Raw genomic sequence first — 26,288 nt, forward strand, 5'->3', positions numbered from 1 at the left:
GCCGCAAAACCTCCCGTTCTTGATGCTCGGATTGTCTGCGTATAGTATACTATACGTAGCTCATGAATGTGAGGAGACATCAACGAATGCTGCGTCAACTATCCATTGCCCTAGCCGTCGCCGGGGCCTTGACGAGTGCCGCCCAGGCTCACGGAATCTGGACGGCCCAACGCCACGGCGATCTCGCCATCATCTATGGCCACGGCGCCGGGGACGATGCCTATAAGCCGGAAAAGGTGAAAAGCGCCGTCTCGTATCTCGCCTCGGGCGAGAAGCGGGACAGCAAGGTCCTGCATCAGGCCAAGAACGCCCTGGTCGAGCCCGCAACGGACGCGGTCGCCCTGACGGTGATTCTCGACAACGGCATCTGGACGAAGGGCCCCGACGGCAAGTCAGTGAACAAGCCGAAGAGCCAGGTGACCGGCGCACAATCGGCGAGTCACTCGATCAAGATCAACACGACGATCCTGAAGAGTGGGGCCGCGCCGAAGCCGACCGGGCAGGGCCTCGAGATCGTGGCGCTGGCCGATCCCATGACATTGAAGATGGGTGACGATCTTCCCGTTCAGGTCTTTGCGGATGGCAAGCCGCTCGCGGGAGTTGCGCTCTATGTCGATTACGTCAATGACGGGCACGCCCAGAGCAACAGGACGGATCAGGATGGGAAGGTGACGCTGTTCGTCCGCAACGACGGGCTCAACGTGATCGGCGTGTCACACGCAAAGAAGACGCCGGACAATGCGGAGATCGATCAGGTGAGCTATTTCGCGACCCTGTCCTTCACCCTGCCGCACGAGGAGGATTGATTGCTCCTGACACGGTGAGAGGAGCCGGGAGGCTGATCTCGTGAGGGGTCAGCCTTTCCCGAGCGCGCTGTCTCCGCCCAGTATTGCCACCGTGTATCCCGGCCTTAGCTTTCCTTATGGCGGCCTGACCGGTCCGGCCTGACCGCTTTGCCATGTGCGCCGGCCGAGCCGGCGGATCCAGGGGAAAGCCATGTGGAACCAGGTCTATAATCCTTTCAGCAATACGGTGTTGTCGACCATCGCGGCCGCCATCCCCGTCGTCCTGCTCCTGGTGATGATCGCCTCCGGCAAGGTGAAGGCTCACATTGCCGCAATCATCGCCCTTCTTGCGGCCATTGCCGTCTCCGTCTTCCTGTTCACCATGCCGGCCGGACTTGCGACACGCGCGGCCCTGTTCGGCGTCGCCACTGGCATGTTTCCCATCGGATGGATCATCCTGAACGTCATCTTTCTTTATCGGCTGACGGTGGAAAGGGGATGGTTCGCCACCCTCCAGCAATCCGTCGGCGACCTCACGACGGACCGCCGTCTCCAACTGCTCCTCGTCGCCTTCTCCTTCGGGGCGTTCTTCGAGGGTGCAGGCGGCTTCGGCACTCCAGTCGCCGTGACGGGTGCTATCCTCATCGGGCTCGGATTCTCGCCCCTGGCAGCGTCCGGTCTCTCGCTCATCGCCAACACGGCGCCAGTGGCCTATGGCGCCCTCGGCGCTCCGATCCAAGGCCTTGCCTCGGTCACCGGGTTCGACCCTTACGTTCTCGGCGCCATGGTCGGACGTCAGCTGCCCTTTTTCTCGATCATCGTGCCCTTCTGGCTGATTTGGGTCTTCGCGGGCTTCCGCGGCATGCTGCAGATCTGGCCGGCCATTCTCGTCTGCGCCGTGTCCTTCGCGGTTCCGCAGTTCCTGATCTCCAACTACATCAACCCCTGGATCGTCGATATCGGGGCGTCCCTGATCTCCATGGCCTGCCTCGTCGGCTTCATGCGGATCTGGCGCCCGAGGGAGATCTGGACCTCTCCGGCCCTGCGCACACATGACATCTCCGCGACAACCCTGACACAGCCCGCACCGCTCGGCGCCGGCACGGCCAACGTGACGCCTCAGGCGAGCCGCAATGAGGTGATCTGGGCCTGGGTGCCGTGGATCATCCTGTCGGTGATCGTCGCGATCTGGGGCACCGGCTGGTTCAAGGCACTGGTCAATCCGATCTTCACCTGGAGCTATCCGATTCCGGGTCTGCACAACATGGTGCAGAAGGTGGCGCCCATCGTGGCCAATCCAACGCCGGAGCCGGCCGTTTTCGCGTTCACCTACATGTCCTATACGGGCACGGGCGTTCTGATCGCGGCGATCATCGCGGGCTTCGTCATGGGCTTCTCCCCTTTGAGGCTCATCACGGCTTGGTTCGAAACCATCTGGGTGCTGCGCTACTCGCTCATCACTATCGCGGCCATGCTGGCGATTGGCACGCTGACGCGCTTCTCGGGCCTCGATGCGACGCTGGGACTGGCCTTCGCCGGAACGGGGATTCTCTACCCGTTCTTCGGCACCTTGCTCGGCTGGCTCGGCGTGGCGCTGACGGGATCGGACACCGCATCGAACGTGCTGTTCGGCGGCTTGCAGAAGATCACCTCCGAGCAACTCGGATTGTCACCCATTCTCATGGCTGCGGCGAACTCGTCCGGCGGCGTGATGGGCAAGATGATCGATGCGCAATCCATCGTCGTGGCGTCCACGGCGACGAACTGGTTCGGCCATGAGGGAAGCATCCTGCGCTTCGTGTTCTGGCATTCCATCGTGCTCGCCTGCCTCGTCGGCGGCCTCGTGATGCTGCAGGCCTATGTCCATCCGTTCACGCAGATGGTCCTGCACTGACGGATGATCCACGACAAAGGAAAACGCCGCCGGAGCGATCCGGCGGCGTTTGTGTGACGACTAAAGCATCGGACGTAAAAGTGGGCTTGCACTCTTGGGATCGAGTCCGATGCTCTGGTCTCAGCGCGCCGGCATGCCGGTCTCGACGATCTTCGCCCACAGCGAGACGCCGTAGGGGCTCGCCTCGTCGTTGAAGTCATAGGCCGGGTGATGGACGCCGGCCGTGTCGCCGTTGCCGATGAAGATATAGGCGCCGGGCCGCTGCTCCAGCATGTAGGAGAAGTCCTCCGCGCCCATGAGCGGCGGGACGGTGGTGTCCACCGCGTTCTCTCCGGCGACCGCACGGGCGACGCGGGCCATGAACTCGGTCTTGTCGGGATCGTTCATGGTGACCGGGTAGCCGCGGTCGTAATCGACCTCGGCCTTGGCGCCGAAGGCGGCACAGACGTTCTCCACGATGGCGCGGATGCGGGTCTCGGCGAGGTCGCGCACCTCCGGCGAGAGGGTGCGCACGGTGCCGAGCAGCATCGCGGTCTGCGGGATCACGTTGAAGGCTTCGCCCGCCTTCACGGTGCAGACGGACACCACAACCGATTCGAGCGGATCGGTGTTGCGGGAGGCAATCGTCTGCAGGGCCGTGATCACGTGGGCGGAGATCACCACCGGGTCGACGCACTCATGCGGACGCGCCGCGTGGCCGCCCTTGCCTTCGATGGTGATGGTGAACCGGTCGGCGGCCGCCATCATGGCGCCGGGCCGGATGGCGAACTGGCCCACGGGAATGCCCGGCATGTTGTGCATGCCATAGACCTCCTGCACGCCGAAGCGCTCCATGAGGCCGTCCTTCACCATCTCGTTGCCGCCGCCGCCGCCTTCCTCGGCCGGCTGGAAGATCACCACGGCGGTGCCATCGAAATTGCGCGTCTCGGCCAGGTATTTCGCGGCGCCCAGCAGCATGGCGGTGTGCCCGTCATGGCCGCAGGCATGCATCTTGCCCGGCACCTTGGACGCATGGGGGGCGTTCGTCGCCTCCTCGATGGGCAGCGCATCCATGTCGGCGCGAAGGCCGATCACCCGTCCGGAATTGTTCGTGCGGCCCTTGATGACGCCCACGACACCCGTCCGGCCGAGGCCGGTCACGACCTCGTCGCAACCGAAGCTCTTCAGCTTCTCGGCAACGATCCCGGCGGTGCGGTGGACGTCGAACAGGAGTTCCGGATTTTCGTGGAAGTCGCGGCGCCAAGCGGTGATTTCATCGGCGAGGTCGGCGACGCGGTTGATGACAGGCATGAAGGATCCTCGAGCTGGGAAGCAGGAACCCTCAGCCAAGCAGAGGCGGGGGCCTCCCGTCAACCGTTACAGAATGGCACTAAGCATCGTGCGGACCCAGCGGGCCTCGCCAGCGACCCGAAAGGCCACGTTAGTGAAAAGCGGATTCGGGTTGTCGGCCCAGACGATGCGCTCATTCAAGAAGGAGCATCGGATGGATCCCAGAAGTGTGAGTCCACTTTTTACGTCCGATGCTCTCGACCTTAGAACTTCTTGCGCAGGATCGCCTTGGGCCGGGTGGTGCGGAACTGGCCCCGTTCGATGGCCACGAAGATCAGCACGAGCACCACGAGCGCGGTGAACCACCAGACCTGCGTGGTGCCGATGCCGAGGCAGCCCAGGGCATAGGCGCAGGCAAAGGCCGCCATGATGCCGGGCGCCACGGTGGCGCGGTGGCTCTGGATTCCGACGACGGCCCGGTAGAGCAGCAGGCTTGTCGCCACTGCCCCCACGACGCCGAGCTCGTACCAGATCTCGAACAGCAGGGTGGAGGGAGCGTTCCGGGGCACCAGGCCGAAATAGCGGCCGCGCAGGGCGGTTTCCAGCCCATGCCCCGTGAGCAGCCGCAGCGGCTCGTTGAGGACGATCTGGCGCCAGACCTCGAGGCTGGCCGTGACCGGCGCCTTCACGCCGAAAAGGCCTGCCACGACGGGCTTGAGGAGAAAGGGCAGGAGCGGCGCGAACAGCAGGAGACCCGCCATGGCCATGCCGGTCAGGCGCGGGCCGAGCCTGGGGCTTGCTGCCGTGAGGACGAACACGATCGCGCCGGCGGCAAGCCCATAGAGGGGCAGCCCCTCCCGGGTGAGAAGGGCCGCGACCGCAACTGCAAGCGCCAGGGCGACGGCTTCCAGATTTCTGCCGCGGGAATGGAGCCAGGCGAGCGCCGGCCAGACCAGCAGGGCCAGCATGAGCATGCCGCGCTCGAGGCTCAGGCCCTCAGGGTCGAAGCGGCTGCCGCCCTGGATCGCCAGGAGAATGCCGATGACCGCCGCCAGTCCCACGCCGACCGGCAGGAGATACAGATTGGCCGCACGCATCCGCTCCGGAACGGCCAGATAGCCGCCGAGCCCCATGAGAATCATGCCTGCGATGTTGAAGAGGCGCTCGGAGGCCTCGGGCAGGAACGGGGTCCAGACCAGGGACAGCCCGGCCCATAACAGCAGAACGAGCCCGGCGATTCCCCCCCTGGAGGTCGCAAGCGCCAGCATCTTCTCGCGGGCATGCTTGGCGCTGCCGTCCAGCACCGAGGCGAGGACCAGGAGAATGACCGCGAGCGGCGCCATCACCACGAGGGCGCGGCGCGTGAACAGGGCCGCCAGGGGAACGGCGAAAAACAGGATCGCGAAGCCGAGGCGCCGCAGCATGGCGGCGGCATCGGCGGAGGGGTTGGCCGTCTGGGACACGGGGCGGACCATGCGGGCGGGCTATCGACCTTGAGCGTTCAGGGATCGGGAGCCTAATGGACGAAACCGGCAAAAGCTGTAGGTGTCATGCAACACATCCCGTTCCTCTTCGTCCGGAGAGTACCGCCTCCATGGCACCGAGCGCCGCAACCGCCCGCAAGCGCCTCCTCCTGGTCGGCGGCGGGCACGCTCATGTTCTGGTTCTGGAAGCCTTTGCCCGCCATCCCGAGCCGGGTCTCACCATCACGCTGGTCAGCAGGGACCGCCTGACGCCCTATTCGGGCATGCTGCCGGGGCACCTCGCCGGCACCTACACGCGGGACGCGATCCACATCGATCTGGAGCGCCTCGCCCGGGCCGCCGGTGCCAGGCTGGTGCTGGATGAAGCGGTCGGGTTCGACAGGGTTGCCCAGCGTGTGCATCTGAAGGGTGGCGAGGAATTGTCCTACGACATCCTCTCCATCGACATCGGCATCGCCCCGGACCTGTCGGGGATCGCCGGGGCCGCCGAGCATGCACTCGCGGTCAAGCCCATCGGCAGCCTGCTCGAGAAGTGGGACCGGCTCTTCGAGAGCGCTCTCGCGCCCAACGGTCCGCGCCGGTTTGCCATCGTCGGGGGAGGGGCTGCCGGGATCTGCCTCGCCTTCGCGGTTGCGGCCTTTGTCGGGGATCGTGTGAGCGGTGCCATCCGTGTGTCGCTGATCGGTGCATCCGAGGCGCCGGGCATCAATAGCGGCATGCGCCGACGCATCGCGCGGGCGCTCAAGGACCGCGGGATCGCGGTTCATGCCGAGGATGCGGCCGTTCGCATTGATCAGGATGCCGTGACTCTCGCGAGCGGCAGGCGCGTGCCGGCCGATGCGGTGCTGGTCTCGACCCATGCGGCGCCGCCGCCCGTGCTCGCCACGACGGACTGGGCCAAGGACGAGGGCGGCTTTCTTGCCGTCGGTCCCACGCTGCAGATCCTGAACGACGAGGCCGTGTTCGCCGCCGGCGACTGCGCCACGATGAACGCGCATCCGCACCCCAAGGCCGGCGTCTTCGCCGTGCGGCAGGGGCCGGTGCTGGCCCGCAACCTGCGGCGGGCTGTGCGGGGCGAGGCTCTCGAAAGCTACATCCCACAACGCGATCACCTGCTGCTGATCGCCACCGGCGACGGACGCGCCATCGGCGGGCGCGGCCGCTTCCTCGCCTTCGAGGGCCGTCTCGCTTGGCGGCTGAAGGATTTCATCGACCGGCGCTTCATGCGCCGGTTCGCCTGAGTCCCTCGGACCTCATCCTGAGGAGCAGCGCAGCTGCGTCTCGAAGGAGCTTCCAGAGAGTACTGGATCCTCCTTCGAGACGGATTGCTCACGCAATCCTCCTCAGGATGAGGAAAGTGAGTTGTGAAAAGTGTGATCCGCCGATTCGCCGACGATCAACCCTTCTGCCCGCGTAGGAAGTTGACGATGCCGGAGAAGTCATCGCCGTCATGGCCGGCATTGGCGAACAGCGCGTAAAGCTGCGCGGCCTCGGCGCCAAGCGGCGTCGAGGCGCCGGAGGCTAGCGCCGCTTCCTGGGCGAGCTTCAGATCCTTCAGCATCAGGGCCGCGGCAAAGCCCGGCTTGTAATCGTTGTTCGCCGGCGAGGTCGGCACCGGGCCGGGCACGGGGCAATAGGTGGTGAGCGACCAGCACTGGCCCGAGGAGGTGGAGGCGACATCGAAGAGCGCCTGATGCGACAGCCCGAGCTTTTCCGCCAGCACGAAGGCTTCCGACACGCCGATCATCGAGATGCCGAGGATCATGTTGTTGCAGATCTTCGCCGCCTGACCGGCGCCGGCCTCGCCGCAATGCACCACCTTCTTGCCCATCTTCGACAGGATCGGCTCGGCGCGATCAAACGCTTGCTTGGCGCCGCCTGCCATGAAGGTGAGCGTCGCGCCCTTCGCACCGCCGACGCCGCCGGAGACCGGAGCGTCAAGGCTCGTGAGATTACGCTCCTGCTCCCGCGCCATGGTGTGCACCTTGCGGGCGCTCTCCACATCGATGGTCGAGCAGTCGATCAGGAGCGCGCCCTCCTTCACGGCCGGCAGAATGTCGGCCCAGACCGAGAGCACATGCTTGCCGGCGGGCAGCATGGTGACGACGATTTCCGCGTCCCGCACCGCGTCGAGCGTCGAGCCGGCGATGCTCACGCCGTCGTTCTTCGCCTGATCGCAGGAGGCGGGCGACAGGTCGAAGCCGGTGACTGTGTGCCCGGCCTTGACGAGATTGGCGGCCATCGGCCCGCCCATGTTGCCGAGGCCGATGAAGGCGATGCTGGTCATGTGAATCCTCCCTTGTTGTCGTGTGATGATTGCTTGAACAGCCAGAGCGCGGCTCCCGCCATGACGGCGGCGCTCGCGCCATGAAGCAGCAGATGGGCCGGTGCGCTCAAACCCCGGCTGATGAGAACGATCAGCACGTCACCGACGGGAATCACCAATGTGGCGGCGAAGATCCACGCCAGAATGCGCCTATTCGCCGTGAAGGACAGGATCAGCAGATAAAGCCCGAAGGCGAGATCGCGCAGCCCGATGGCGATGAGATAGCCCACATGGGTCCATTCAGGCGCCGGCAGGCCGAAAACCAGAGAGCCGATGCCCGGTGCGCCGAGAAAGAGTACTCCCAGGCCGATGAAGACGAGACTCAAGAGCCACACGAGCCAGGTGCTCGGCTCGTTTCCCGGCAACCCTCGCGGCCTGTCCAATGCCATCATCGGCCCCGTGCCCTCCAGAGCGCACCCGCCAGCGCAAAGCCGTAGAACCACAGCATCAGCGAGCCGAACACTTTGTCGAGGGCGGGATCGAGCCGCGGGAAGAACACGGCGAAATGCGAGCCGATTGCTGCCATGATCAGCATGCCGGGAACGGCAACGAACGCCATGGCTTGGGTTGCGGCTTTACGCGACACGCGCAGGACGCGGTCGAGAAGCAAACCGAACACCAGGCCGAGTGCCGCTCCCGCCGTGAAGTTGAGCTGAAACGGCCGCCGTCCATCGAGGAAGAACCATGTGCCGGCGAAGTGGAACAGCGCGAAGATCGCGGCCGCGAGACCGAAGCCCAGGCCGAGCGATTTCAAAGCCGGATTCATCAAACTCCCACCTCATCCTGAGGAGCAGCCATGGGCTGCGTCTCGAAGGAGGATCCAGAGAGAACTGGAAACGCCCTGATCCTTCGAGACGCTTCGCTCCTCAGGATGAGGGTTTTGGCGAAGCTCCCGCCATTCAAGGTCATCGGTTGCCGCGCCCCACGAGGTCGCGCGCCACGATCAGGCGCATGATCTCGTTGGTGCCCTCAAGAATCTGGTGTACGCGCAGATCGCGCACGATCTTCTCCAAGCCGTAATCGGCCAGATAGCCGTAGCCGCCATGGAGCTGCAGCGCGTCGTTCGCCACCTGGAACCCCACATCGGTGGCCATGCGCTTGGCCATGGCGCAGAGCTTGGTGGCATCGAGCGCCTTGGCGTCGAGTGCGGATGCCGCACGCCACAGGAAGGTGCGTGCCGCTTCGAGTTCGGTCGCCATGTCGGCGAGTTTGAACTGCAGCGCCTGGAAATCCGCGATGCGCTTGCCGAAAGCCTTGCGGTCGCCCGTATAGGCCAGCGCCTTGTCGAGGGCCGATTGCGCGCCGCCGAGCGAGCAGGCGCCGATGTTGATGCGCCCGCCGTCGAGGCCCGACATGGCAATCTTGAAGCCCTGGCCTTCGTCGGAGAGCCGGTTGGCCACGGGCACGCGCACGTCCTCGAAGATGACGGCGGCGGTGGGCTGCGCGTTCCAGCCCATCTTCTTCTCCTGCGCGCCGAAGGACACGCCGGGCATATCCTTCTCGATCACCAGGGTCGAGATGCCGGAGGGGCCGTCCTCGCCGGTGCGCACCATGGTCACGTAGATGTCCGAGGTGCCGGCGCCGGAAATGAACTGCTTCACGCCGTTGACCACGTAATGGTCACCGTCGCGCACGGCTCTGGTCTTGAGCGCGGCCGCATCCGAGCCCGAGCCCGGCTCGGTGAGGCAATAGCTCGCGATCAGCTCCATGGTGACGAGGCGCGGGATGTAGCGCTGGCGCTGCTCCTCCGAGCCGTAGCGGTCGATCATCCATGTGGCCATGTTGTGAATCGACAGATACGCCGAGACGGCCGGGCAGCCGGTGGCGAGCGCCTCGAAGATCAGCGCCGCGTCGAGCCGCGTCATGCCCGACCCGCCGACATCATCGCGGGTGTAGATCGCCGCCATGCCGAGGCTTGCTGCCTCCCGCATCACGTCCACGGGAAAATGCTTCTTCTCGTCCCATTCCAGGGCATGGGGTGCGAGGTTATCCGCCGCGAAGGCCAGCGCCATGTCGCGGACGGCGATTTGATCGTCGGTGAGGGAAAACTGGGTCATGGCCTCAATCGTCATACCAGAGGGGTTTGGGCAACCGTGACTTTCGACTTAGGGCAGTTACTAGGTACACCAAGCAATCTTGAAAAAGAGCAGTTCAAGGAGCTTGGGCAGGAAGCTTTTCAAGCGCCTCGGTCGTTGAAAGGAGAAACAGGAAGTACCTGTGGTTTAGTTGACCTCTACTAGATAGTTCCGCACTGATAGGGCGCATTGAGTCTCGGTAGGCGCAGATATTAACCGTGCCATCCAGGTCTTTTACGCTCTCTTCGAGAGAAGCGGGCTCTCCAATGTATATTCTCTCATCGGTTTGCCGCATAAAATCGGCAACGATTTCTGGACTATCGCATGAGCCACCACACCAAACTGAATGGAGAAGCTTAGCCTGCGATCCGCCACGCCCCTTTTTCCATGCTGCGACCTCATAGGTCAGCACGAAATCCTGAATATCACTCATATCGGATTGAGGTATGGGAACCGCAGAAATAAGCCGTCCTTTGAAAACAGCTTGAGCTTTTGAGATTTTCTCTTTGCCGAGTTGCACGATGAGGTCGGCAATTTGGGTGTAAGGTCTACTCGGACCCACCCCCATATCACGTGCGTCCAGGCACTGAAGCGCCTGAACCGGCCATGCGAAAACCGCCGCTCCCAGGATGAGAGCGGCGGCGAGATTTTTTCGCGAAGCGGCCTTCAAGCCATCCTCACTTCATCGTCGGAATGGAGAATTCCGCCCCTTCCTTGATGCCGGAAGGCCAGCGGGACGTGACGGTCTTGGTCTTGGTGTAGAAGCGTACCGCGTCCGGGCCGTGCTGGTTCAGGTCGCCGAAGCCCGAGGCCTTCCAGCCGCCGAAGGTGTAATAGGCGAGCGGCACCGGGATCGGCACGTTGATGCCCACCATGCCCACGTTCACGCGCGAGGCGAAGTCGCGCGCGGCGTCGCCGTCGCGGGTGTAGATCGCGACGCCATTGCCGTATTCGTGATCCGAGGGAAGGCGCAGGGCGTCCTCGTAATCCTTGGCGCGCACTACGGACAGGACGGGGCCGAAGATTTCTTCCTTGTAGATGCGCATGTCGGTGGTCACCTCGTCGAAGAGGCAGCCGCCCATGTAGAAGCCGTTCTCATAGCCCTGCATCTTGAAGTCGCGGCCGTCGACCACGAGCTTCGCGCCTTCCTGCACGCCGATATCCACGTAGGAGCGCACCTTCTCCATGTGGGCTCTCGTGACCATGGGGCCGAAATCGGCCGACGGGTCGGTCGAGGGGCCGACCTTGAGGCTTTCCACGCGCGGGATCAGCTTGTCCATGAGCGCGTCGGCGGTGGCGCGGCCCACGGGCACCGCCACCGAGATCGCCATGCAGCGCTCGCCCGCCGAGCCGTAGCCGGCGCCGATGAGCGCGTCCGCCGCCTGATCGAGATCGGCGTCCGGCATGATGATCATGTGGTTCTTGGCGCCGCCGAAGCACTGGGCGCGCTTGCCGTTGGCCGAGGCGCGGGAATAGACGTATTGGGCGATCGGCGAGGAGCCGACGAAGCCCACGGCCTTGATGTCCGGATCGTCGAGGATCGCGTCCACCACTTCCTTATCGCCGTTGACCACGTTGAGGATGCCGGCCGGAAGACCCGCCTCCATCATGAGTTCGGCGAGGCGCATCGGCACGCCCGGATCACGCTCGGAGGGCTTGAGGATGAAGGCGTTGCCGCAGGCAATGGCCGGCGAGAGCTTCCAGAGCGGGATCATGGCCGGGAAGTTGAACGGCGTGATGCCGGCCACCACGCCGAGCGGCTGGCGGATCGAATACATGTCGATGCCCGGGCCGGCGCCTTCCGTGAACTCGCCCTTCAGGAGGTGCGGAATGCCGGTGCAGAACTCCGCCACCTCGACGCCGCGCTGGATGTCGCCCTTGGCGTCCACGATGGTCTTGCCGTGCTCGCGGGCGAGCATCTCGGCCAGCGGATCCATCTCCTTGGCGATGAGCTCCAGGAACTTCATCATCACTCGGGCGCGGCGCTGCGGGTTGGTGGCGGCCCAGGCGGGTTGGGCGGCCTTGGCGTTCTCCACCGCCTGGCGCAGCTCGTCCTTGGAGGCGAGCGCGACCCGGCCCAGAACCTCGCCGGTCATGGGCTGGAAGAATTCGGTGGTGCGGCCCGATTTGCCGGCAACCTGCTTGCCGCCGATGAAATGTCCGACCTCGCGCATGGCGTCTCTCCTGATGGGTTTTTTCGTGCTCTTCTTCTATCATTGTTGAAATCGCACGACTATGGGTGAAGCTGAGGCACTGTTGTGCAAAAATACCAATATGAAGTGGAGCCATGAGCGCATTCGATTGGGACGATCTCCGCTTCTTCCTGGCCGTCGCCCGTGCCGGCCGGCTCACAGTTGCCGCTCGGCAGCTGGAGGCCGACCATACCACCGTGTCCCGCCGCATCTCGGCGCTTGAGGCCTCGCTCAAGGCCAAGCTGTTCGAGCGCAGCCCGCAGGGCTACACCCTCACCGAGCCGGGCGAGCGGCTGCTCGGGCATGCGGAGGCCATGGAGACGCAGGCGCTCTCCGTGGCAAGCGAACTCGGCGGCGCGGATCTCGCGCTCACGGGCACCGTGCGCATCGGCGCGCCGGACGGGATCGGCACCTATTTTTTGGCTCCCGAACTTGGGGCTCTGGCCGAGCGGCACCCCGGCCTGACGCTGCAGCTTGTGGCGCTACCGCGCACCTTCTCGCTCTCCAAGCGCGAGGCCGACATCGCAGTGACGCTTGAGCAGCCCACAGAAGGGCGGCTCGTGTCGCGCAAGCTCACGGATTACCGGCTGAGGCTCTACGCGTCGAAGGAATACCTTGAGCGACACGGGCCGGTGACGGAGGTGGCGGATCTCTCGGGCAAGACCTTGGTCACCTATGTGGCGGACCTGCTCTACAGCCCGGTACTCGACTATTTTTCGGCCCTTGAGAAGCACACCTCCCGCCGGTTCGAATGCGCCAGCGTGGTGGCGCAGGCGGAAGCGGTGCGGGCCGGAATCGGCATTGGTGTCCTGCATGATTACGCGGTGAGGCAGTTTCCTGAGCTTCAGGTGGTGCTGCCCGAGGTCTCCTATCTTCGCACCTACTGGCTCGTGACCCATGCGGATCTTCGGAACCTCCGGCGCGTGGAGGAGGTCTATTCCTTCATCCTGAGCCGGGTGCGGGCGAACCGGGGACTGTTCGTGTGAGCGCGCATTTCTTCCCTCCCCCTTGCGGGGAGGGGCAGCCGCGGAGCGGCCGGGTGGGGGTCGTAAAGTCGGAGCGCTTGCCATGTCCTTGAAGCGCTAAGGCCACTACAGAATGTGGCTGGATTGCTCGGTCACCTAGTCAAACCGCCCCCACCCCTGCCCCTCCCCGCAAGGGGGGAGGGGAGAGCGCACACCGAATGCCACGGCTTCCAGGGCTTCACGAAGCCGCCTGAACCCACTAAGTCAAACCCAAACGAAACCCACGGAGATCCCGATGTCCTCCAAGCTCGACCAATTGCGCGCCATGACGGTCGTCGTCGCCGATACGGGCGACCTCGATGCGGTGCGCCGCCTGAAGCCTCAGGACTGCACCACCAACCCGACCCTGCTCCTGAAGGCGGTCGAGACGCCGGCCTATGGCCACATCATCGACGAGGCCCTGGCCTGGGGCGGCTCCCAGGGCGGCTCCCGCGAGAGCGTGATCGCGGCAATCTGCGACCGTCTCGCCGTGGCCTTCGGGGCGGAGCTTGCCGGCATCGTGCCGGGCCGCGTCTCGACGGAGGTGGACGCGGACCTCTCCTTTGACACAGAGGCGACCCTCGCCAAGGCGCGGGCCATCATCAGGGCTTACGAGGCGCTAGGCATCGGGCGCGAGCGGATCCTCATCAAGATCGCCGCCACCTGGGAGGGCATCCGCGCGGCGGAAGTGCTCCAGAAGGAAGGCATCGACTGCAACCTCACGCTCCTGTTCAGCCAAGTGCAGGCCCAGGCCTGCGCGGAAGCGGGCGTGTTTCTGATCTCGCCCTTCGTCGGCCGCATCCTCGACTGGCACGTGAAGGCGGGCGGCGGTCCCTACACGGGCGAGACCGATCCCGGCGTGCTCTCCGTGCGCAAGATCTATGCCTCCTACAAGGCGCAAGGCATCGAGACCGTGGTGATGGGCGCGTCCTTCCGCAACATCGGCGAGATCGAGGCGCTTGCCGGTTGCGACCGACTGACCATTTCGCCCGCGCTCCTCGACGAGCTGGCCGGCGCGCCGGGCGAGCTGCCGCGCAAGCTGTCGGCCGACAATGTGGAAAAGATCGCGCCGCTGCCGCGCACGGACGAGAAGAGCTTCCGCTTCGCGCTGAACGAGGATGCCATGGCGACGGAAAAGCTCGCCGAAGGTATCCGCTCCTTCGTGAAGGATCTGCGCTCGCTGCGGACGCTGGTGGCGCAGCGGCTGGAGGAGGCGAAGGCGGCTTAAACGTCAGAAACGTCATCCCGCGGCTGTGCAGCAGAACCCGGGATCTCTTTCCGAGTATCCATCGTCATGGCCGGGCTCGTCCCGGCCATCCACGTTTCAAGCCGGTCATTCTATGCTCAACCTCATCCTGAGGAGATCGCGTGAGCGACCGTCTCGAAGGACCGTCCAGTGCTCTCTGGAGCCTCCTTCGAGACGCAGCTTCGCTGCTCCTCAGGATAAGGTCAGTGAAACGGAATGCGAAGCAGGACGTGCATCCCCAGCACAAGTCCGGGGATGACGCTTATGTCAGTGCGGTCTTACTTCTTCTCCGCCATGGCCTTCTCGCGGATCGCCGAGAGCGACATGGAGGGCGTGATCGCCTCAGGGTCGAGGATGCAGTGCAGGATGGCGGGCTTGCTGGAGGTGAGCGCCCGCTGGAGGGCCGGGGCAAAATCCTCCGTCAGCTCGACGCGCTCGCCATAGCCGCCAAAGGCGCGGGCATACGCCGCGAAGTCCGGGTTCTGCAGCATGGTGGCCGAGACCCGGCCGGGATATTCACGCTCCTGGTGCATGCGGATCGTGCCGTACATGCCGTTGTCGAGCAGGATCACCAGGATCGGCAGGTCGTACTGCACGGCGGTGGCGAATTCCTGTCCGTTCATGAGGAAGTCGCCGTCGCCGGCGAACACCACCACGGGGCTGTCGGGCCGCAGGCGCTTGGCGCCCACCGCCGCCGGCACGCCATAGCCCATGGAGCCAGAGGTGGGCGCAAGCTGCGTGCCGTATTCACGGAAGGGCCAGAAGCGGTGCACCCAGGTGGCGAAGTTGCCCGCGCCGTTGCAGAAGATCGTATCGGTAGGCATCACCTCGCGCAGATGCCGCATCACCTGACCCATCTGCAGGACACCTGGATGCTTGATCTCGCTCGGGTCGCTCCAGGCGAGATAGCTTTCATGCGCCGCCTTCGTGCCCTCGCCCCAGGGCAGCGAGGCCGGCGGATGCACGCCTTCAAGCGCCGCCGTGAAAGCGTTGGGCGAGGCGTTGATGGCGAGATGCGGTGCGTAGACCCGTCCGAGCTCGCTCGAATCGGGATGAATGTGCACCAAAGTCTGCTTGGGCGCCGGAATGTCGAGGAGCGTGTAGGCCTGGCTCGGGATCTCGGAGAGGCGACCGCCGACGAGGAGCACGAGATCGGCGTCCTTGATGCGCGCGAGCAGCTTCGGGTTCACGCCGAGGCCGAGATCGCCGATATAAGAGGCGTGGTCGGCGGGAAACAGCATCTGGCGGCGGAACGTGCAGGCGACCGGCAGCTCGAAACGCTCGGCAAAGCGCACGAAGCGCTGCACCGCCGTTTCCGACCAGCGGCTGCCGCCGAGCAGCGCGATAGGGTTCTTGGCGCCATGCAGCAGCTTCTGCAGCTCTGCCATCTGCGTCGGGCCGGGATGCGTCTCGATCACCTGATAGCGCGGCGCATCAGTGACAGCCGCCATCTCGGTAAGCACGTCTTCCGGCAGTGCGATCACGACCGGGCCGGGACGGCCGGAGGTGGCCACATGGAACGCGCGGGAGACGATCTCGGGAAAGCGCGCCGGATCGTCCACTTCCGTGGCCCATTTGGCGAGCGGCCCGAAGGCCGCGCGGTAATCGAGTTCCTGGAACGCCTCGCGCTCGCGCATGCCGCGCTCGATCTGGCCGACGAACAGGATCATCGGCGTCGAATCCTGCTTGGCGACGTGGATGCCGGGCGAAGCGTTGGTTGCGCCGGGGCCGCGGGTGACGAAGCAGATGCCGGGGCGGCCTGTCAGCTTGCCGTAGGCCTCCGCCATCATGGCCGCGCCGCCTTCCTGGCGGCAGACCGTAATCTCGATCTTCGCATCATGCAGCGCGTCGAGTGCCGCGAGATAGCTCTCGCCCGGAACGCAGAAGATGTGATCGACTCCGTGCAGAGTCAGCTGATCGACAAGAATCTGGCCGCCGGTGCGGGAGGGCGCTGTCATGGAAGGCTCATATTGTTAAGAGGCTGGATATGAAAACGGAGGGCATCTCTGCCCTCCGCTGGATGGTTTCAGATGGATCAAGCGTCCACGTCGAACTTCACGCCCTGGGCGAGGGGAAGCGTGTTGCCGTAGTTCACCGTGTTGGTGGCGCGGCGCATGTAGGCTTTCCAGGCATCCGAGCCGGATTCTCGGCCGCCGCCCGTCTCCTTCTCGCCGCCGAAGGCCCCGCCGATCTCGGCGCCTGAGGGGCCGATATTGACATTGGCGATGCCGCAATCGGAGCCCGTCGCGGAGATGAAGGCCTCGGCCTCGCGCATGTTGAGCGTGAAGATCGAGGAGGAGAGACCGGCGCCCACAGCATTGTGCAGCGCGATTACCTCGTCGAAGTCGGAGTAGCGCATCACGTAGAGGATCGGCGCGAAGGTCTCGCGCGTCACCGGACCGGTCTGGCTCGGCATCTCGACGAGAGCGGGACGGGCATAGATGCCGTCATTCGCTACATCGGTGTAGCGTCCGCCGCCATGCACCGTGCCGCCGGCCGCGCGGGCTTCGTCGAGCGCACGCTCCATGCCGTCGAAGGCAGCCTTGTCGATCAACGGGCCGACGAGCGTGCCTTGCTCACGCGGATCGCCGATCTTCACGCTGCCATAAACCTTCGCGAGGCGCGGCACGAGGCTGTCATAGACGCTCTCATGCACGAAGAGGCGGCGCAGCGTGGTGCAGCGCTGGCCCGCGGTGCCCATGGCGGCGAATGCGATGCCGCGCAGCGCGAGATCGAGATCGGCCGAGGGCGCGACGATGGCGGCGTTGTTGCCGCCGAGCTCCAGGATGGCGCGGGCAAAGCGCTCGGCGAGCTTGGGGCCGACCTGACGGCCCATGGCCGTGGAGCCGGTGGCGGAAAGAACCGGCACGCGGTGATCTTCCACGAGGATCTCGCCGACCTCACGGCCGCCGAGCAGCACCTCGCAGAGGCCTTCCGGCACACCGCCGAAGCGCTTGGCGGCGCGCTCGACGATGGCGTGCGTGGCAAGCGCCGTGAGCAGGGTCTTCTCGGAGGGCTTCCACACCACGCTGTCGCCGCACACGAGCGCGAGGGCCGCGTTCCAGGACCACACGGCCACGGGGAAGTTGAAGGCGGAAATCACGCCGCAGACGCCGAGCGGATGCCAGGTCTCCATCATGCGGTGATCGGCGCGCTCGGTGGCGATGGTCAGGCCGTAGAGCTGGCGCGAGAGGCCGACGGCGAAGTCGCAGATGTCGATCATCTCCTGCACCTCGCCGAGGCCCTCGGAGACGATCTTGCCGGCTTCGAGGGTCACGAGGCGGCCCAGATCCTCCTTGGCGGCGCGCAGCTCCTCGCCGAGCAGACGGATGAACTCGCCGCGCCGGGGCGCCGGGATCTTGCGCCAGGCCTTGAAGGCGGCGTCGGCCCGGCCGATGGCAGCCTTGGCCTCGTCCGGAGTGGTCTCTCGCACATGGGCGATCACCTCGCCGGTGATCGGTGAGCGGGCCGGGCGGCCACTGGACGCGAAGGCGCTGTCGGGCACGCCGAGGCGCGCGAGAATGGCGCGGGCCTCGTCCGCCACGGAGGCGGGCGCGGCGGATACGGGTTTCAGGCTCGCGGTCATGGTAATCTCCCTCGATGCGGGCTTGGGGCTTAGCATAAAGCCCCGGCCATCGTTTGTCCTTGGAACGAAACGACGGCGGCTGTCAGGCCACCGTCTTAGAGCATTTTCGGACAAGCAGTGAACTGCTTTTCCCGAATAGGGTCATGCGCTTTGGTAAAGAACTTGGCCGCTCCCGCCTCGGAAGATACAGGAGCCTAGTCCTTTTCGTCATGCCACCGCGTCGAGGCGGATGTTCTTCACCGCCGGCTCGTGGCCCTCATCCAGGCGCTCGCCCGCATAGACGCGGCCGAAGCGGTTGGCGAGGAACGTGTCGAGGTCGATTTCCTCCTGGCGGACGAAGCCCTGCTTCGGCAGCCGGCCTTCGACCAGCAGGTCGAGCATGGCGCAGATGCCGGCAGCGGTCGTCACCTGGATGGCGGTGCGCTGGGTGCCGCCGACCTTCTGGCCGTAGATGCTGCGGGCATAGGTCTCCTGCACGTAGCGTCCGCCGCGCTCGCCGGTCACGGTGACGAACACGATGACCATGTCCTGCATGGTGGCCGGCACGGCGTTCTCCAGGATGTCCTTGAGGACCTCGCGGCGGTTGCGCAACTGCAGGTCGTTGAGCAGCACCCGCATGAGGGCGCAGTGTCCCGGATAGCGGATGGTCTTGTAGTTCAGGTTGCGCACCTTGCCGTCCAGGGTCTCGCACAGGGTGCCGAGGCCGCCGGAGGTGTTGAAGGCCTCGTAGCGGGTTCCGTCGAGGGAGAACTCCTCGAGTTCCTCCATGGCCGGCACTTCACGGAGCTTGCCGTCGACCACCGCCTCGCAGCGCTCGATATACTCGTTGATGACGCCGTCCGTGCTCCAGGTGAGGTTGTAGGACAAGGCGTTCGACGGATATTGCGGCAGGGCGCCGACGCGCAGGCGCACCGTGTCGAGCTTGTCGAAATGGCTGGCGATGTCGTGCGCCACGATGGAGATGAAGCCGGGCGCAAGGCCGCATTGCGGAATGAAGGCCGTCTCGGCGCCCTCGGCGAGCTCCTTCACCATGCGGGTGGTGGCGACATCCTCAGTGAGGTCGAAATAGTTCACGTCGGCGAGGCGCGCGGCCTGCGCCACGTGGCCGGTGAGGTGATAGGGCGCGGCGCTCAGCACGGCGTAATGGCCCTTGAGGGCATTCTGCAGGGCGACCGCGTCATTGAAGTCGAGCTGGATCGTTCCGACGCCATCCTTGGCGACGGCTTCGAGGGCCTCGGGCGAGGCATCCGCGACTGTCACGCGATAGTCGCCGGTCTCGTGGAGCATGTCGACAATGGTGGAGCCGATCTTGCCGGCGCCGATGACGAGAATCGAGTTCATTCAAACCTCCCTATGATGGGAGCAGAAAAAGGCAAAGCTGCGCAGACCGCCATAGACAGGTCGACGGAAAGCAGGGTAGTTTCCGGCATATTGCCGTCCAGATTGGGCATAGTGATGCTTGATGCTACCGATCGCGCCCTGATTGCGCTTCTGAGGGAGAATGCCCGCATCGGCCATGCGGAGGCCGCCCGGCGCCTGAACCTCTCCCGCACGACCGTGCAGGCGCGGGTTGAGAGCCTGGAGCGGCGAGGGGTGATCGCGGGCTATACCCTGCGGCTCGCCGAGGAGGTCACCAGCCGCATGGTGCGGGCGCATGTGACCATCGTGGTGGCGCCCAAGGCCTCGGGCGGGGTCGTCTCGGTGCTGCAGCGCATGCCAGAATTGCGCGCGCTTCATTCGGTTGCGGGTGTCTTCGATCTCCTGGCGGTGGTAGAGGCTCAGGACGTTCCCTCCCTCGACGCCGCCATCGACAGGATCGGCGCGGTCGAAGGTGTGGAGCGGACGCAATCCTCCATCATCCTCTCAACGAAGTTCGAACGATGACCCCAGCCACCTCCCTTCAAGCCGATGTCGTGATCGTCGGCGGCGCCGTCATGGGCTCTTCCGCGGCCTATCACCTGCTCGCCGATTCCGGCTTCAAGGGGCGTGTCATCGTGGTCGAGAAGGACCCGACCTATCAGCTCTCGGCCTCCGCGCTCTCGGCGGCCTCGATCCGGCAGCAATATTCCAGCGCGGTGAACATCCGCATCTCGCTCTACGGCATCCAATTCCTGCGCAGCATCGGCGATCACCTGGCCGTCGATGGCGATCGGCCGGAGATCGGCTTGAGGGAAGGCGGCTATCTCTATTGCGCGTCGGATGCGGGCGAACAGGTCCTGCGCGAGAACCAGGCCCTGCAGGCTGCGGAAGGCGCCGACATCCTTTTCTTGCAGCCCGACGCGCTGAAAAGCCGCTTCCCCTGGCTCAATGTCGAGGATCTCGCGGCTGGCACCTGGGGCCGTTCGGGCGAGGGCTGGTTCGACGGCTGGGGCCTGCTCCAGGCCTTCCGCAAGAAGGCCCGTTCATTGGGCGCAGAATACGTGAAGGGCGAAGTGGCAGAGGTGGAGCGCGACGGCAGCGCCGTCACGGCCGTGCACTTGCGGGACGGCACGCGCATCGCCTGCGGGACGCTGGTGAACTGCGCGGGCTCCGGCGGGCGGGCGATCGCCGCCATGGCGGGCCTGAACATCCCCGTGCAGGCCAAGCGCCGCTACGTCTTCACCTTCGCGTGCAAGGAGCCGGTGGAGAATTGCCCACTGCTCATCGACACCTCCGGCGCCTATGTGCGCCCGGAAGGCGAGGGGCACTTCATCTGCGGTGCCTCGCCGGAAGCCGATCTCGATCCCGACTGGTTCGACGAGGATCCGGGATCCCAGGAGATCGACCATTCCTTCTTCGAGGAGTTCATCTGGCCGTCGCTCGCCCATCGCGTACCGGCCTTCGAGGCGATCAGGCCGGGCCGGGCCTGGTCCGGCCCCTACGACATGTGCCTCCTCGACCACAACGCCATCATCGGCCAGGCGGGCGAACTCAGGAACTTCTATCTCTGCAATGGCTTTTCGGGCCACGGCCTGCAGCAGGCTCCGGCCGTCGGCCGCGGTCTCGCCGAGCTGATCGTCCATGGCGGCTACCGCACGCTCAACCTGTCGGAGCTCGGCTACGAGCGGGTGCTCGCCAACCGGCCGCTGCTCGAGCGGAATGTGATCTAAACGCCGTCCTCGAACGTGCGATAGGCCCAGACCCGGCCACCGCGATTCATGTGACGCTGCATCAGCCCCGGCTGGTCGGGTAACGGACGCGTGTCGACGGCGAGCTCGTTCACACCTTCGCGATCGGCCCGCTCGTCGCTGCGGCGGGCGCCGGTGCCGATCGTCGATCTCGATCCCTGGCGGGTCTGGGCGAACTCGTCCGTCTGCAGGTCCGTGGTGCCGAGATCGTCCGCGCCTTCCGCCAGCAGGCCCATGCCGGGCAAGCTGCTCGCAGTGGTCATGCCGCCGCCCGAGCCGCCAGTGATCCCGGCACCCAGAGGTGCGCCCGCATCTGCGCCAGCCTGTTCGGACCCCGTGGAGGAGAGCCATTCCCGGCTGCCGCCGTCGAGATCCACGGGATCGAACATCTCCAGCACCCGCACGGCCTCCTCGGCATTATCCCGGTCGACCTGGGCCGCAATCATCGTATGGCCCCTGTGCAGGCCCTGCTCGAAGATCCGCCTGTCGGCATCCGGCAGGTGCAGGTCATGGAGCGCTTCCATGGAATCGTCCCGGGCCGAGAGGGTGCGGAAGCCCGAGATCGACGAGATCTCGCGGGCATCTTCGTTGCCCACGGCAACAATTCTGTTCTGGGCGATGCCCATTTCGAGCAGGGACTGAAGGGCCTGGCGCGCCTGGGCGGGGTCCCTGAACAGGGCTGTGATCATCTGGGGCATGGATCTTTTCCGTTGGGTTACTCCCTCAACGAAGAGGCGCTCAGGCCTGTTCCCATGGTGTGCCATTAAGCCTTTTGGCGGAAAGGGGCTTCCATTTTGGAGCCGGCTATGATTGTCATGTTTTCGTCACATAACCGTCATCCGGGCTTAATGCAGGGATGGTGAACGACAAGAACGTCCCAAGACGGGATGATACGGGAGAGATTAGAATGATGAAGAAGTCGCTCCTCGGCGCCCTGGCCCTCGGCCTTGCGACGAGCACCTCCGCCTTCGCCCAGACGGAGATCCAGTGGTGGCACGCCATGACGGGCGCCAACAACGACGTCGTCAACAAGCTGGCGGAAGAGTTCAACGCGTCCCAGAAGGACTATAAGGTCGTCGTCAGCTACAAGGGCCAGTACGCCGACACCCTGAATGCCGGCATCGCGGCGTTCCGCGCGGGCAACGCTCCCCACATCCTGCAGGTGTTCGAAGTCGGAACGGCGACCATGATGGGCGCCCGCGGCGCGATCAAGCCGGTTCAGGAGATGATGAAGGAAGCGGGCGAGAAGTTCGACCCGAATGCCTACCTCCCGGCCATCACCGGCTACTATTCCACGGCCAAGGGCGAGATGCTCTCCATGCCGTTCAACTCCTCCTCGATGGTCATGTGGATCAACAAGGACGAGCTGAAGAAGGCAGGCGTCGCCGAGATTCCGAAGACCTGGCCTCAGGTGTTCGACGCCGCCAAGAAGCTGAAGGCTGCCGGCCACGACACCTGCGGCTTCTCGAATGCCTGGGCGTCCTGGGCCAATGTCGAGCAGTTCTCGGCCTGGCACAACATCCCGATGGCCACCAAGGCCAACGGCCTCGACGGCTTCGACACGGAGATGAAATTCAACTCTCCGATCCACGTGAAGCACCTGCAGAACCTCGTGGATCTGCAGAAGGACAAGACCTATGACTATTCGGGCCGCGACTCGAAGTCCGAGGGCCGCTTCACCTCCGGCGAATGCGCGATCTTCCTGACCTCCTCGGGCTTCTACGGCAACGTGAAGGCCAATGCGAAGTTCGACTGGGCCAACGCCCCGATGCCGTACTACCCGGACGTCCAGGGTGCTCCCCAGAACTCGATCATCGGCGGCGCTTCCCTGTGGGTCATGGGCGGCAAGAAGGCCGACGAGTACAAGGGCGTGGCCAAGTTCTTCACCTTCCTGTCCGACACGGACCGTCAGGCGAAGCTGCACCAGGAATCGGGCTATCTCCCGATCACCAAGGCGGCCTACGAGAAGACCAAAGCTTCGGGCTTCTACGAGAAGAACCCCGCTCTCCAGATGGCGCTGATCGAGCTGACCAACAAGGAGCCGACCGAGAACTCCCGCGGTCTGCGCTTCGGCAACATGGTCCAGATCCGCGACGTGATCTCGGAGGAGATTGAGGCTGCTCTCGCCGGTCAGAAGCCCGCGAAGGACGCTCTCGATGCGGCCGTGACCCGCTCCAACCAGATCCTGCGTCAGTTCGAGCGTACCGTTCGTTAAGCTGACCTGATACTAGCCACAAACTCATCCCGGGGAGCTTGAAGACGCTTCCCGGGATGATCTTATAGATCACCCTCGCAGACCGGTTGATGCCGTCATCTGCCCATCACCGGACCAACGTTAGAGCGATGGAAAAACGAGCTCACATTTCAGGGTGGACGCTGCCGCTCCTGCTGATCCTTCCGCAGATGGCGATCACCGTCATCTTCTTCTACTGGCCGGCCTCCCAGGCCATCTGGCAGTCCTTCCTGCGGGAAGACGCCTTCGGCCTCGCGTCCGAGTTCGTCGGCTTCGAGAATTACGTCGCGCTGTTCGAGCAGCCCGAGTATTACCGGGCAATGGGCACGACCGCGATCTTCTCATCGCTCGTCGCCTTCTTCTCCCTCGCTGTCGCGCTTCTTCTTGCGACCCAGGCGGACAAGAACATTCGCGGCGGACACGCTTTCAAGACCCTGCTGATCTGGCCCTACGCGGTGGCTCCCGCCATCGCAGGCGTGCTGTGGATGTTCATGTTCCACCCGACGCTCGGAACGCTCGGCCGTCCGCTCAATGTCATGGGTTACAACTGGAACCCCATGCTTGACGGCAAGGATGCGATGATCCTGCTCGTGCTGTCCGCCACCTGGAAGCATGTCAGCTACAACTTCCTGTTCTTCCTCGCCGGATTGCAGGCGATTCCGAAGAGCGTGATCGAAGCCGGCGCCATCGACGGTGCGGGTCCGTTCCGTCGGTTCTGGACGATCATCTTCCCGCTTCTGTCGCCCACCACCTTCTTCCTTCTCGTCGTGACCATCGTGTACGTGTTCTTCGAGACCTTCGGCATCATCGATGCCGTGACGGGCGGCGGGCCTGCCGGGCAGACCACGACCCTCGTCTACAAGGTGTATGCGGACGGCCGCCTCGGCGGCGATCTCGGCGGTTCGGCCGCCCAGTCGGTGATCCTCATGGTCATCGTGATCGCGCTCACTGCCATCCAGTTCCGTTATGTCGAGCGCAAGGTGCAGTACTGATGGTCGAGAATCGTCCCTTCGCCCAATTCATGGCCTACCTGACGCTCGTGATCGGCGTCCTCATCGTGGCCTTCCCGGTCTATCTGGCCATCATGGCCTCGACCTTCGACACCGCCACCATCATCAACGGCAACATGCCGTTGATCCCGGGTGATCAGGCCGGCGAGAACTACAGCCGGGCACTGTTCTACGGCGGCAAGCTCGCCCGCGAGCCCGTCGCGATGATGATGGCGAACTCCATGATCATGGCTCTGGGTATCGCTTTCGGGAAGATCCTGATCTCGATCCTGTCGGCCTTCGCCGTGGTGTATTTCCAGTTCCCGTTCCGCAAGACCGCGTTCTGGGTCATCTTCATCACGCTGATGCTGCCGGTCGAAGTGCGCATCTACCCGACCTACAAGATCGTCGCCGATCTCGGCCTGCTCGACACCTATACGGGCCTGATCATGCCGCTGATCGCGTCGGCCACCGGCACGCTGCTGTTCCGTCAGTTCTTCATGACGATCCCGGACGAGCTGCTCGAGGCGTCCAAGATCGACGGCGCGGGCGCGTTCCGGTTCTTCAAGGACACGCTGCTCCCGCTCTCCGTCACGACCATCGCGGCCCTTTTCGTGATCCAGTTCATCTATGGCTGGAACCAGTATCTCTGGCCGCTGCTGATCACGACGCAGAGCTCGATGCAGACCATCGTGATCGGCATCAAGAAGATGATCACGACGACGGACGCGCTTACCGAATGGCAGATCGCGATGACCACGGCCGTGCTCGCCATGGTGCCGCCGGTGCTGGTGGTGATCTTCATGCAGAGGCTCTTCGTGAAGGGTCTCGTCGAAACGGAGAAGTGACGCGCCGATGCGCACAGCCCTCGCGGTTGAACAGCCGTGAGGGCTCCTTCTCGAAAAGCTTGAACGAATTTCGCCCGACGCCTTGAGCGGAGCGGGCCACGGTTAAAAGGAAGAGTACGATGGCAGGGGTGACGCTGGATACGGTCAGGAAGATCTACGCGGGCAATGTGGAGGCCGTGAAGGGCGTCTCGCTCGGCATCGAGGACGGTTCCTTCTGCGTGCTCGTCGGCCCGTCGGGCTGCGGCAAGTCCACGCTGCTGCGCATGATCGCCGGCCTCGAGACGATCTCCGGCGGCGAGGTGAAGATCGGCGACCGGGTGGTGAACCAGGTCGAGCCCGCCGACCGCGACATTGCCATGGTGTTCCAGAACTACGCGCTCTACCCGCATATGAGCGTTTACGACAACATGGCCTATGGCCTGAAAAACCGTAAGACGCCCAAGGACGAGATCGAGAAGCGCGTGAAGGAAGCAGCCCGCATTCTCGCCATCGAGTCGTTCCTCGCCCGCAAGCCGCGCCAGCTCTCCGGTGGCCAGCGCCAGCGTGTCGCCATGGGCCGCGCCATCGTGCGCAAGCCCCAGGTGTTCCTGTTTGACGAGCCGCTCTCCAACCTCGACGCCAAGCTGCGCGTGCAGATGCGCGTGGAGATCAAGCGTCTCCAGCGGGCCCTCGGCGTCACCTCGATCTACGTCACGCACGATCAGGTCGAGGCGATGACGCTCTCCGACAAGCTGGTGGTGATGTCCGGCGGCCAGATCGAGCAGGTCGGCACGCCGTCCGAGGTGTATCGCCGCCCCGAGACCCGGTTCGTCGCCACCTTCATCGGCTCGCCGCCCATGAACATCCTGCCCGGCACCGTGGAAGGACCCGGCCGCGTCTCCGTCGGCGGTCAGTCGATCGCCGTCACCGACATGCGCGAGGGCCTCACCCCAGGCTCCGCCATCGAGGTGGGCCTGCGCCCCGAGGACGTGCAGGCGGGCGGCACGGGTGCGAGCACGCTCTCCATGGATGTGGACTTCGTCGAGGAGCTCGGCGCCACCCAGCTCTTCCACGGCAAGGTGGCCGGCGCCGAATTCATCGTCCAGGCCTCCACCGGCCAGCTTCCGGCGGATACCCGCAAGCTCACGCTGGCGGTCGACCCGGCCAACGTCCACCTCTTCGACCCGCAGACAACGAAGCGTCTCGGGCGGGTTTGATCGCAGCTTCGATTGCCCGATGTGAACATGAGGCCCCGGCACAGCCGGGGCCTT

General features: G+C 64.7%; 23 protein-coding genes. 11 read left to right on the forward strand and 12 right to left on the reverse strand.

Annotation, left to right across the window (positions count from 1 at the left end; translation table 11 throughout):
• The first annotated feature begins 86 nt into the window (after window positions 1-86).
• Both FHR70_RS16400 and FHR70_RS16405 read left to right on the forward strand, forming a co-directional pair.
• Complete coding sequence (locus FHR70_RS16400; protein ID WP_183452083.1) at window positions 87-806, forward strand: DUF4198 domain-containing protein; 720 nt, start codon at window positions 87-89, stop codon at window positions 804-806.
• Between the two features lie 190 nt (window positions 807-996).
• On the forward strand, window positions 997-2,679 hold the full coding sequence (locus FHR70_RS16405) for an L-lactate permease (protein WP_183452085.1): 1,683 nt from the start codon (window positions 997-999) through the stop codon (window positions 2,677-2,679).
• Window positions 2,680-2,799: 120 nt separating this feature from the next.
• Here FHR70_RS16405 and FHR70_RS16410 read toward each other — a convergent pair whose 3' ends face one another.
• Complete coding sequence (locus FHR70_RS16410) at window positions 2,800-3,969, reverse strand: M20 aminoacylase family protein (protein WP_183452087.1); 1,170 nt, start codon at window positions 3,967-3,969, stop codon at window positions 2,800-2,802.
• Window positions 3,970-4,211: 242 nt separating this feature from the next.
• Complete coding sequence (locus FHR70_RS16415; protein WP_183452089.1) at window positions 4,212-5,423, reverse strand: peptide ABC transporter permease; 1,212 nt, start codon at window positions 5,421-5,423, stop codon at window positions 4,212-4,214.
• A 119-nt stretch (window positions 5,424-5,542) separates the two neighbouring features.
• Here FHR70_RS16415 and FHR70_RS16420 point away from each other — a divergent pair, with 119 nt between their 5' ends.
• A complete protein-coding gene (locus FHR70_RS16420) occupies window positions 5,543-6,673 on the forward strand; it encodes an FAD-dependent oxidoreductase (RefSeq protein WP_183452091.1) in 1,131 nt (376 codons plus the stop codon).
• A 155-nt stretch (window positions 6,674-6,828) separates the two neighbouring features.
• On the opposite strand, the gene mmsB is transcribed toward FHR70_RS16420, so the two are convergent.
• The 6 genes from mmsB to FHR70_RS16450 form a co-directional block, all read right to left on the reverse strand.
• Window positions 6,829-7,719, reverse strand: a complete 891-nt coding sequence (mmsB, locus tag FHR70_RS16425) for a 3-hydroxyisobutyrate dehydrogenase (protein ID WP_183452093.1) — start codon at window positions 7,717-7,719, stop codon at window positions 6,829-6,831.
• On the reverse strand, window positions 7,716-8,150 hold the full coding sequence (locus FHR70_RS16430) for a DUF4267 domain-containing protein (protein ID WP_183452096.1): 435 nt from the start codon (window positions 8,148-8,150) through the stop codon (window positions 7,716-7,718). The genes mmsB and FHR70_RS16430 overlap by 4 nt, the downstream gene beginning before the upstream one ends.
• Entirely contained in the window at window positions 8,147-8,524 is a 378-nt protein-coding gene (locus FHR70_RS16435; protein WP_183452098.1) for a DUF5367 family protein, read from the reverse strand. Before FHR70_RS16435 ends, FHR70_RS16430 begins: the two co-directional genes overlap by 4 nt.
• A gap of 139 nt (window positions 8,525-8,663) precedes the next feature.
• Complete coding sequence (locus FHR70_RS16440) at window positions 8,664-9,815, reverse strand: isobutyryl-CoA dehydrogenase (protein WP_183452100.1); 1,152 nt, start codon at window positions 9,813-9,815, stop codon at window positions 8,664-8,666.
• Between the two features lie 94 nt (window positions 9,816-9,909).
• Window positions 9,910-10,503, reverse strand: coding sequence for a hypothetical protein (locus FHR70_RS16445; protein ID WP_183452102.1), 594 nt, complete (start codon window positions 10,501-10,503; stop codon window positions 9,910-9,912).
• Between the two features lie 7 nt (window positions 10,504-10,510).
• The gene (locus FHR70_RS16450) at window positions 10,511-12,007 is read right to left on the reverse strand and encodes a CoA-acylating methylmalonate-semialdehyde dehydrogenase (RefSeq protein WP_183452104.1); all 1,497 of its coding nucleotides are present in this window, start codon (window positions 12,005-12,007) and stop codon (window positions 10,511-10,513) included.
• 113 nt (window positions 12,008-12,120) lie between these two features.
• Between FHR70_RS16450 and FHR70_RS16455 the strand changes: the two genes are divergently transcribed.
• Complete coding sequence (locus FHR70_RS16455; protein ID WP_183452106.1) at window positions 12,121-13,011, forward strand: LysR family transcriptional regulator; 891 nt, start codon at window positions 12,121-12,123, stop codon at window positions 13,009-13,011.
• Window positions 13,012-13,285: 274 nt separating this feature from the next.
• Window positions 13,286-14,257 carry a transaldolase gene (tal, locus tag FHR70_RS16460; protein WP_183452108.1) on the forward strand — a complete coding sequence of 324 codons (972 nt, stop codon included), beginning with the start codon at window positions 13,286-13,288 and terminating at the stop codon, window positions 14,255-14,257.
• 296 nt (window positions 14,258-14,553) lie between these two features.
• Here the strand turns inward: tal and FHR70_RS16465 are convergent, their stop codons facing one another.
• The 3 genes from FHR70_RS16465 to FHR70_RS16475 form a co-directional block, all read right to left on the reverse strand.
• Entirely contained in the window at window positions 14,554-16,233 is a 1,680-nt protein-coding gene (locus tag FHR70_RS16465; RefSeq protein WP_183452110.1) for a thiamine pyrophosphate-binding protein, read from the reverse strand.
• Between the two features lie 77 nt (window positions 16,234-16,310).
• Window positions 16,311-17,861: an L-piperidine-6-carboxylate dehydrogenase gene (amaB, locus tag FHR70_RS16470; protein ID WP_183452112.1), complete on the reverse strand. Its 1,551-nt coding sequence runs from the start codon at window positions 17,859-17,861 to the stop codon at window positions 16,311-16,313.
• Between the two features lie 207 nt (window positions 17,862-18,068).
• Window positions 18,069-19,202 carry a saccharopine dehydrogenase family protein gene (locus tag FHR70_RS16475; protein WP_183452114.1) on the reverse strand — a complete coding sequence of 378 codons (1,134 nt, stop codon included), beginning with the start codon at window positions 19,200-19,202 and terminating at the stop codon, window positions 18,069-18,071.
• Between the two features lie 114 nt (window positions 19,203-19,316).
• Between FHR70_RS16475 and FHR70_RS16480 the strand changes: the two genes are divergently transcribed.
• On the forward strand, window positions 19,317-19,745 hold the full coding sequence (locus FHR70_RS16480; protein ID WP_183452116.1) for an Lrp/AsnC family transcriptional regulator: 429 nt from the start codon (window positions 19,317-19,319) through the stop codon (window positions 19,743-19,745).
• Window positions 19,742-20,950, forward strand: a complete 1,209-nt coding sequence (locus FHR70_RS16485) for an NAD(P)/FAD-dependent oxidoreductase (protein WP_183452118.1) — start codon at window positions 19,742-19,744, stop codon at window positions 20,948-20,950. The genes FHR70_RS16480 and FHR70_RS16485 overlap by 4 nt, the downstream gene beginning before the upstream one ends.
• Here the strand turns inward: FHR70_RS16485 and FHR70_RS16490 are convergent.
• Complete coding sequence (locus FHR70_RS16490; protein ID WP_183452120.1) at window positions 20,947-21,666, reverse strand: hypothetical protein; 720 nt, start codon at window positions 21,664-21,666, stop codon at window positions 20,947-20,949. The two genes, FHR70_RS16485 and FHR70_RS16490, sit on opposite strands and share 4 nt — an antisense overlap.
• 209 nt (window positions 21,667-21,875) lie before the next feature.
• On the opposite strand from FHR70_RS16490, the gene ugpB reads away from it, so the two are divergent.
• The 4 genes from ugpB (at window position 21,876) to FHR70_RS16510 (ending at window position 26,234) form a co-directional block, all read left to right on the forward strand.
• The gene (ugpB, locus tag FHR70_RS16495) at window positions 21,876-23,183 is read left to right on the forward strand and encodes a sn-glycerol-3-phosphate ABC transporter substrate-binding protein UgpB (RefSeq protein ID WP_425487874.1); all 1,308 of its coding nucleotides are present in this window, start codon (window positions 21,876-21,878) and stop codon (window positions 23,181-23,183) included.
• A 128-nt stretch (window positions 23,184-23,311) separates the two neighbouring features.
• Window positions 23,312-24,193, forward strand: coding sequence for a sn-glycerol-3-phosphate ABC transporter permease UgpA (gene ugpA, locus FHR70_RS16500; protein ID WP_183452122.1), 882 nt, complete (start codon window positions 23,312-23,314; stop codon window positions 24,191-24,193).
• Window positions 24,193-25,038, forward strand: a complete 846-nt coding sequence (gene ugpE / locus FHR70_RS16505; RefSeq protein ID WP_183452125.1) for a sn-glycerol-3-phosphate ABC transporter permease UgpE — start codon at window positions 24,193-24,195, stop codon at window positions 25,036-25,038. The genes ugpA and ugpE overlap by 1 nt, the downstream gene beginning before the upstream one ends.
• Window positions 25,039-25,157: 119 nt before the next feature.
• Window positions 25,158-26,234, forward strand: coding sequence for a sn-glycerol-3-phosphate import ATP-binding protein UgpC (locus tag FHR70_RS16510; RefSeq protein ID WP_183452126.1), 1,077 nt, complete (start codon window positions 25,158-25,160; stop codon window positions 26,232-26,234).
• Window positions 26,235-26,288: the final 54 nt, after the last annotated feature.

This window comes from Microvirga lupini (genome assembly GCF_014191055.1).
GTDB lineage: Bacteria > Pseudomonadota > Alphaproteobacteria > Rhizobiales > Beijerinckiaceae > Microvirga > Microvirga lupini_A.

What these genes read in the sequence shown, in the direction of transcription:
- FHR70_RS16400 (WP_183452083.1), top strand. Translation starts at nt 87, where the DNA reads ATGCTGCGTCAACTATCCATTGCCCTAGCCGTCGCCGGGGCCTTGACG.
- FHR70_RS16405 (WP_183452085.1), top strand. Translation starts at nt 997, where the DNA reads ATGTGGAACCAGGTCTATAATCCTTTCAGCAATACGGTGTTGTCGACC.
- FHR70_RS16410 (WP_183452087.1), bottom strand. Translation starts at nt 3,969, where the DNA reads ATGCCTGTCATCAACCGCGTCGCCGACCTCGCCGATGAAATCACCGCT.
- FHR70_RS16415 (WP_183452089.1), bottom strand. Translation starts at nt 5,423, where the DNA reads ATGGTCCGCCCCGTGTCCCAGACGGCCAACCCCTCCGCCGATGCCGCC.
- FHR70_RS16420 (WP_183452091.1), top strand. Translation starts at nt 5,543, where the DNA reads ATGGCACCGAGCGCCGCAACCGCCCGCAAGCGCCTCCTCCTGGTCGGC.
- mmsB (WP_183452093.1), bottom strand. Translation starts at nt 7,719, where the DNA reads ATGACCAGCATCGCCTTCATCGGCCTCGGCAACATGGGCGGGCCGATG.
- FHR70_RS16430 (WP_183452096.1), bottom strand. Translation starts at nt 8,150, where the DNA reads ATGATGGCATTGGACAGGCCGCGAGGGTTGCCGGGAAACGAGCCGAGC.
- FHR70_RS16435 (WP_183452098.1), bottom strand. Translation starts at nt 8,524, where the DNA reads ATGAATCCGGCTTTGAAATCGCTCGGCCTGGGCTTCGGTCTCGCGGCC.
- FHR70_RS16440 (WP_183452100.1), bottom strand. Translation starts at nt 9,815, where the DNA reads ATGACCCAGTTTTCCCTCACCGACGATCAAATCGCCGTCCGCGACATG.
- FHR70_RS16450 (WP_183452104.1), bottom strand. Translation starts at nt 12,007, where the DNA reads ATGCGCGAGGTCGGACATTTCATCGGCGGCAAGCAGGTTGCCGGCAAA.
- FHR70_RS16455 (WP_183452106.1), top strand. Translation starts at nt 12,121, where the DNA reads ATGAGCGCATTCGATTGGGACGATCTCCGCTTCTTCCTGGCCGTCGCC.
- tal (WP_183452108.1), top strand. Translation starts at nt 13,286, where the DNA reads ATGTCCTCCAAGCTCGACCAATTGCGCGCCATGACGGTCGTCGTCGCC.
- FHR70_RS16465 (WP_183452110.1), bottom strand. Translation starts at nt 16,233, where the DNA reads ATGACAGCGCCCTCCCGCACCGGCGGCCAGATTCTTGTCGATCAGCTG.
- amaB (WP_183452112.1), bottom strand. Translation starts at nt 17,861, where the DNA reads ATGACCGCGAGCCTGAAACCCGTATCCGCCGCGCCCGCCTCCGTGGCG.
- FHR70_RS16475 (WP_183452114.1), bottom strand. Translation starts at nt 19,202, where the DNA reads ATGAACTCGATTCTCGTCATCGGCGCCGGCAAGATCGGCTCCACCATT.
- FHR70_RS16480 (WP_183452116.1), top strand. Translation starts at nt 19,317, where the DNA reads ATGCTTGATGCTACCGATCGCGCCCTGATTGCGCTTCTGAGGGAGAAT.
- FHR70_RS16485 (WP_183452118.1), top strand. Translation starts at nt 19,742, where the DNA reads ATGACCCCAGCCACCTCCCTTCAAGCCGATGTCGTGATCGTCGGCGGC.
- FHR70_RS16490 (WP_183452120.1), bottom strand. Translation starts at nt 21,666, where the DNA reads ATGCCCCAGATGATCACAGCCCTGTTCAGGGACCCCGCCCAGGCGCGC.
- ugpB (WP_425487874.1), top strand. Translation starts at nt 21,876, where the DNA reads ATGATGAAGAAGTCGCTCCTCGGCGCCCTGGCCCTCGGCCTTGCGACG.
- ugpA (WP_183452122.1), top strand. Translation starts at nt 23,312, where the DNA reads ATGGAAAAACGAGCTCACATTTCAGGGTGGACGCTGCCGCTCCTGCTG.
- ugpE (WP_183452125.1), top strand. Translation starts at nt 24,193, where the DNA reads ATGGTCGAGAATCGTCCCTTCGCCCAATTCATGGCCTACCTGACGCTC.
- FHR70_RS16510 (WP_183452126.1), top strand. Translation starts at nt 25,158, where the DNA reads ATGGCAGGGGTGACGCTGGATACGGTCAGGAAGATCTACGCGGGCAAT.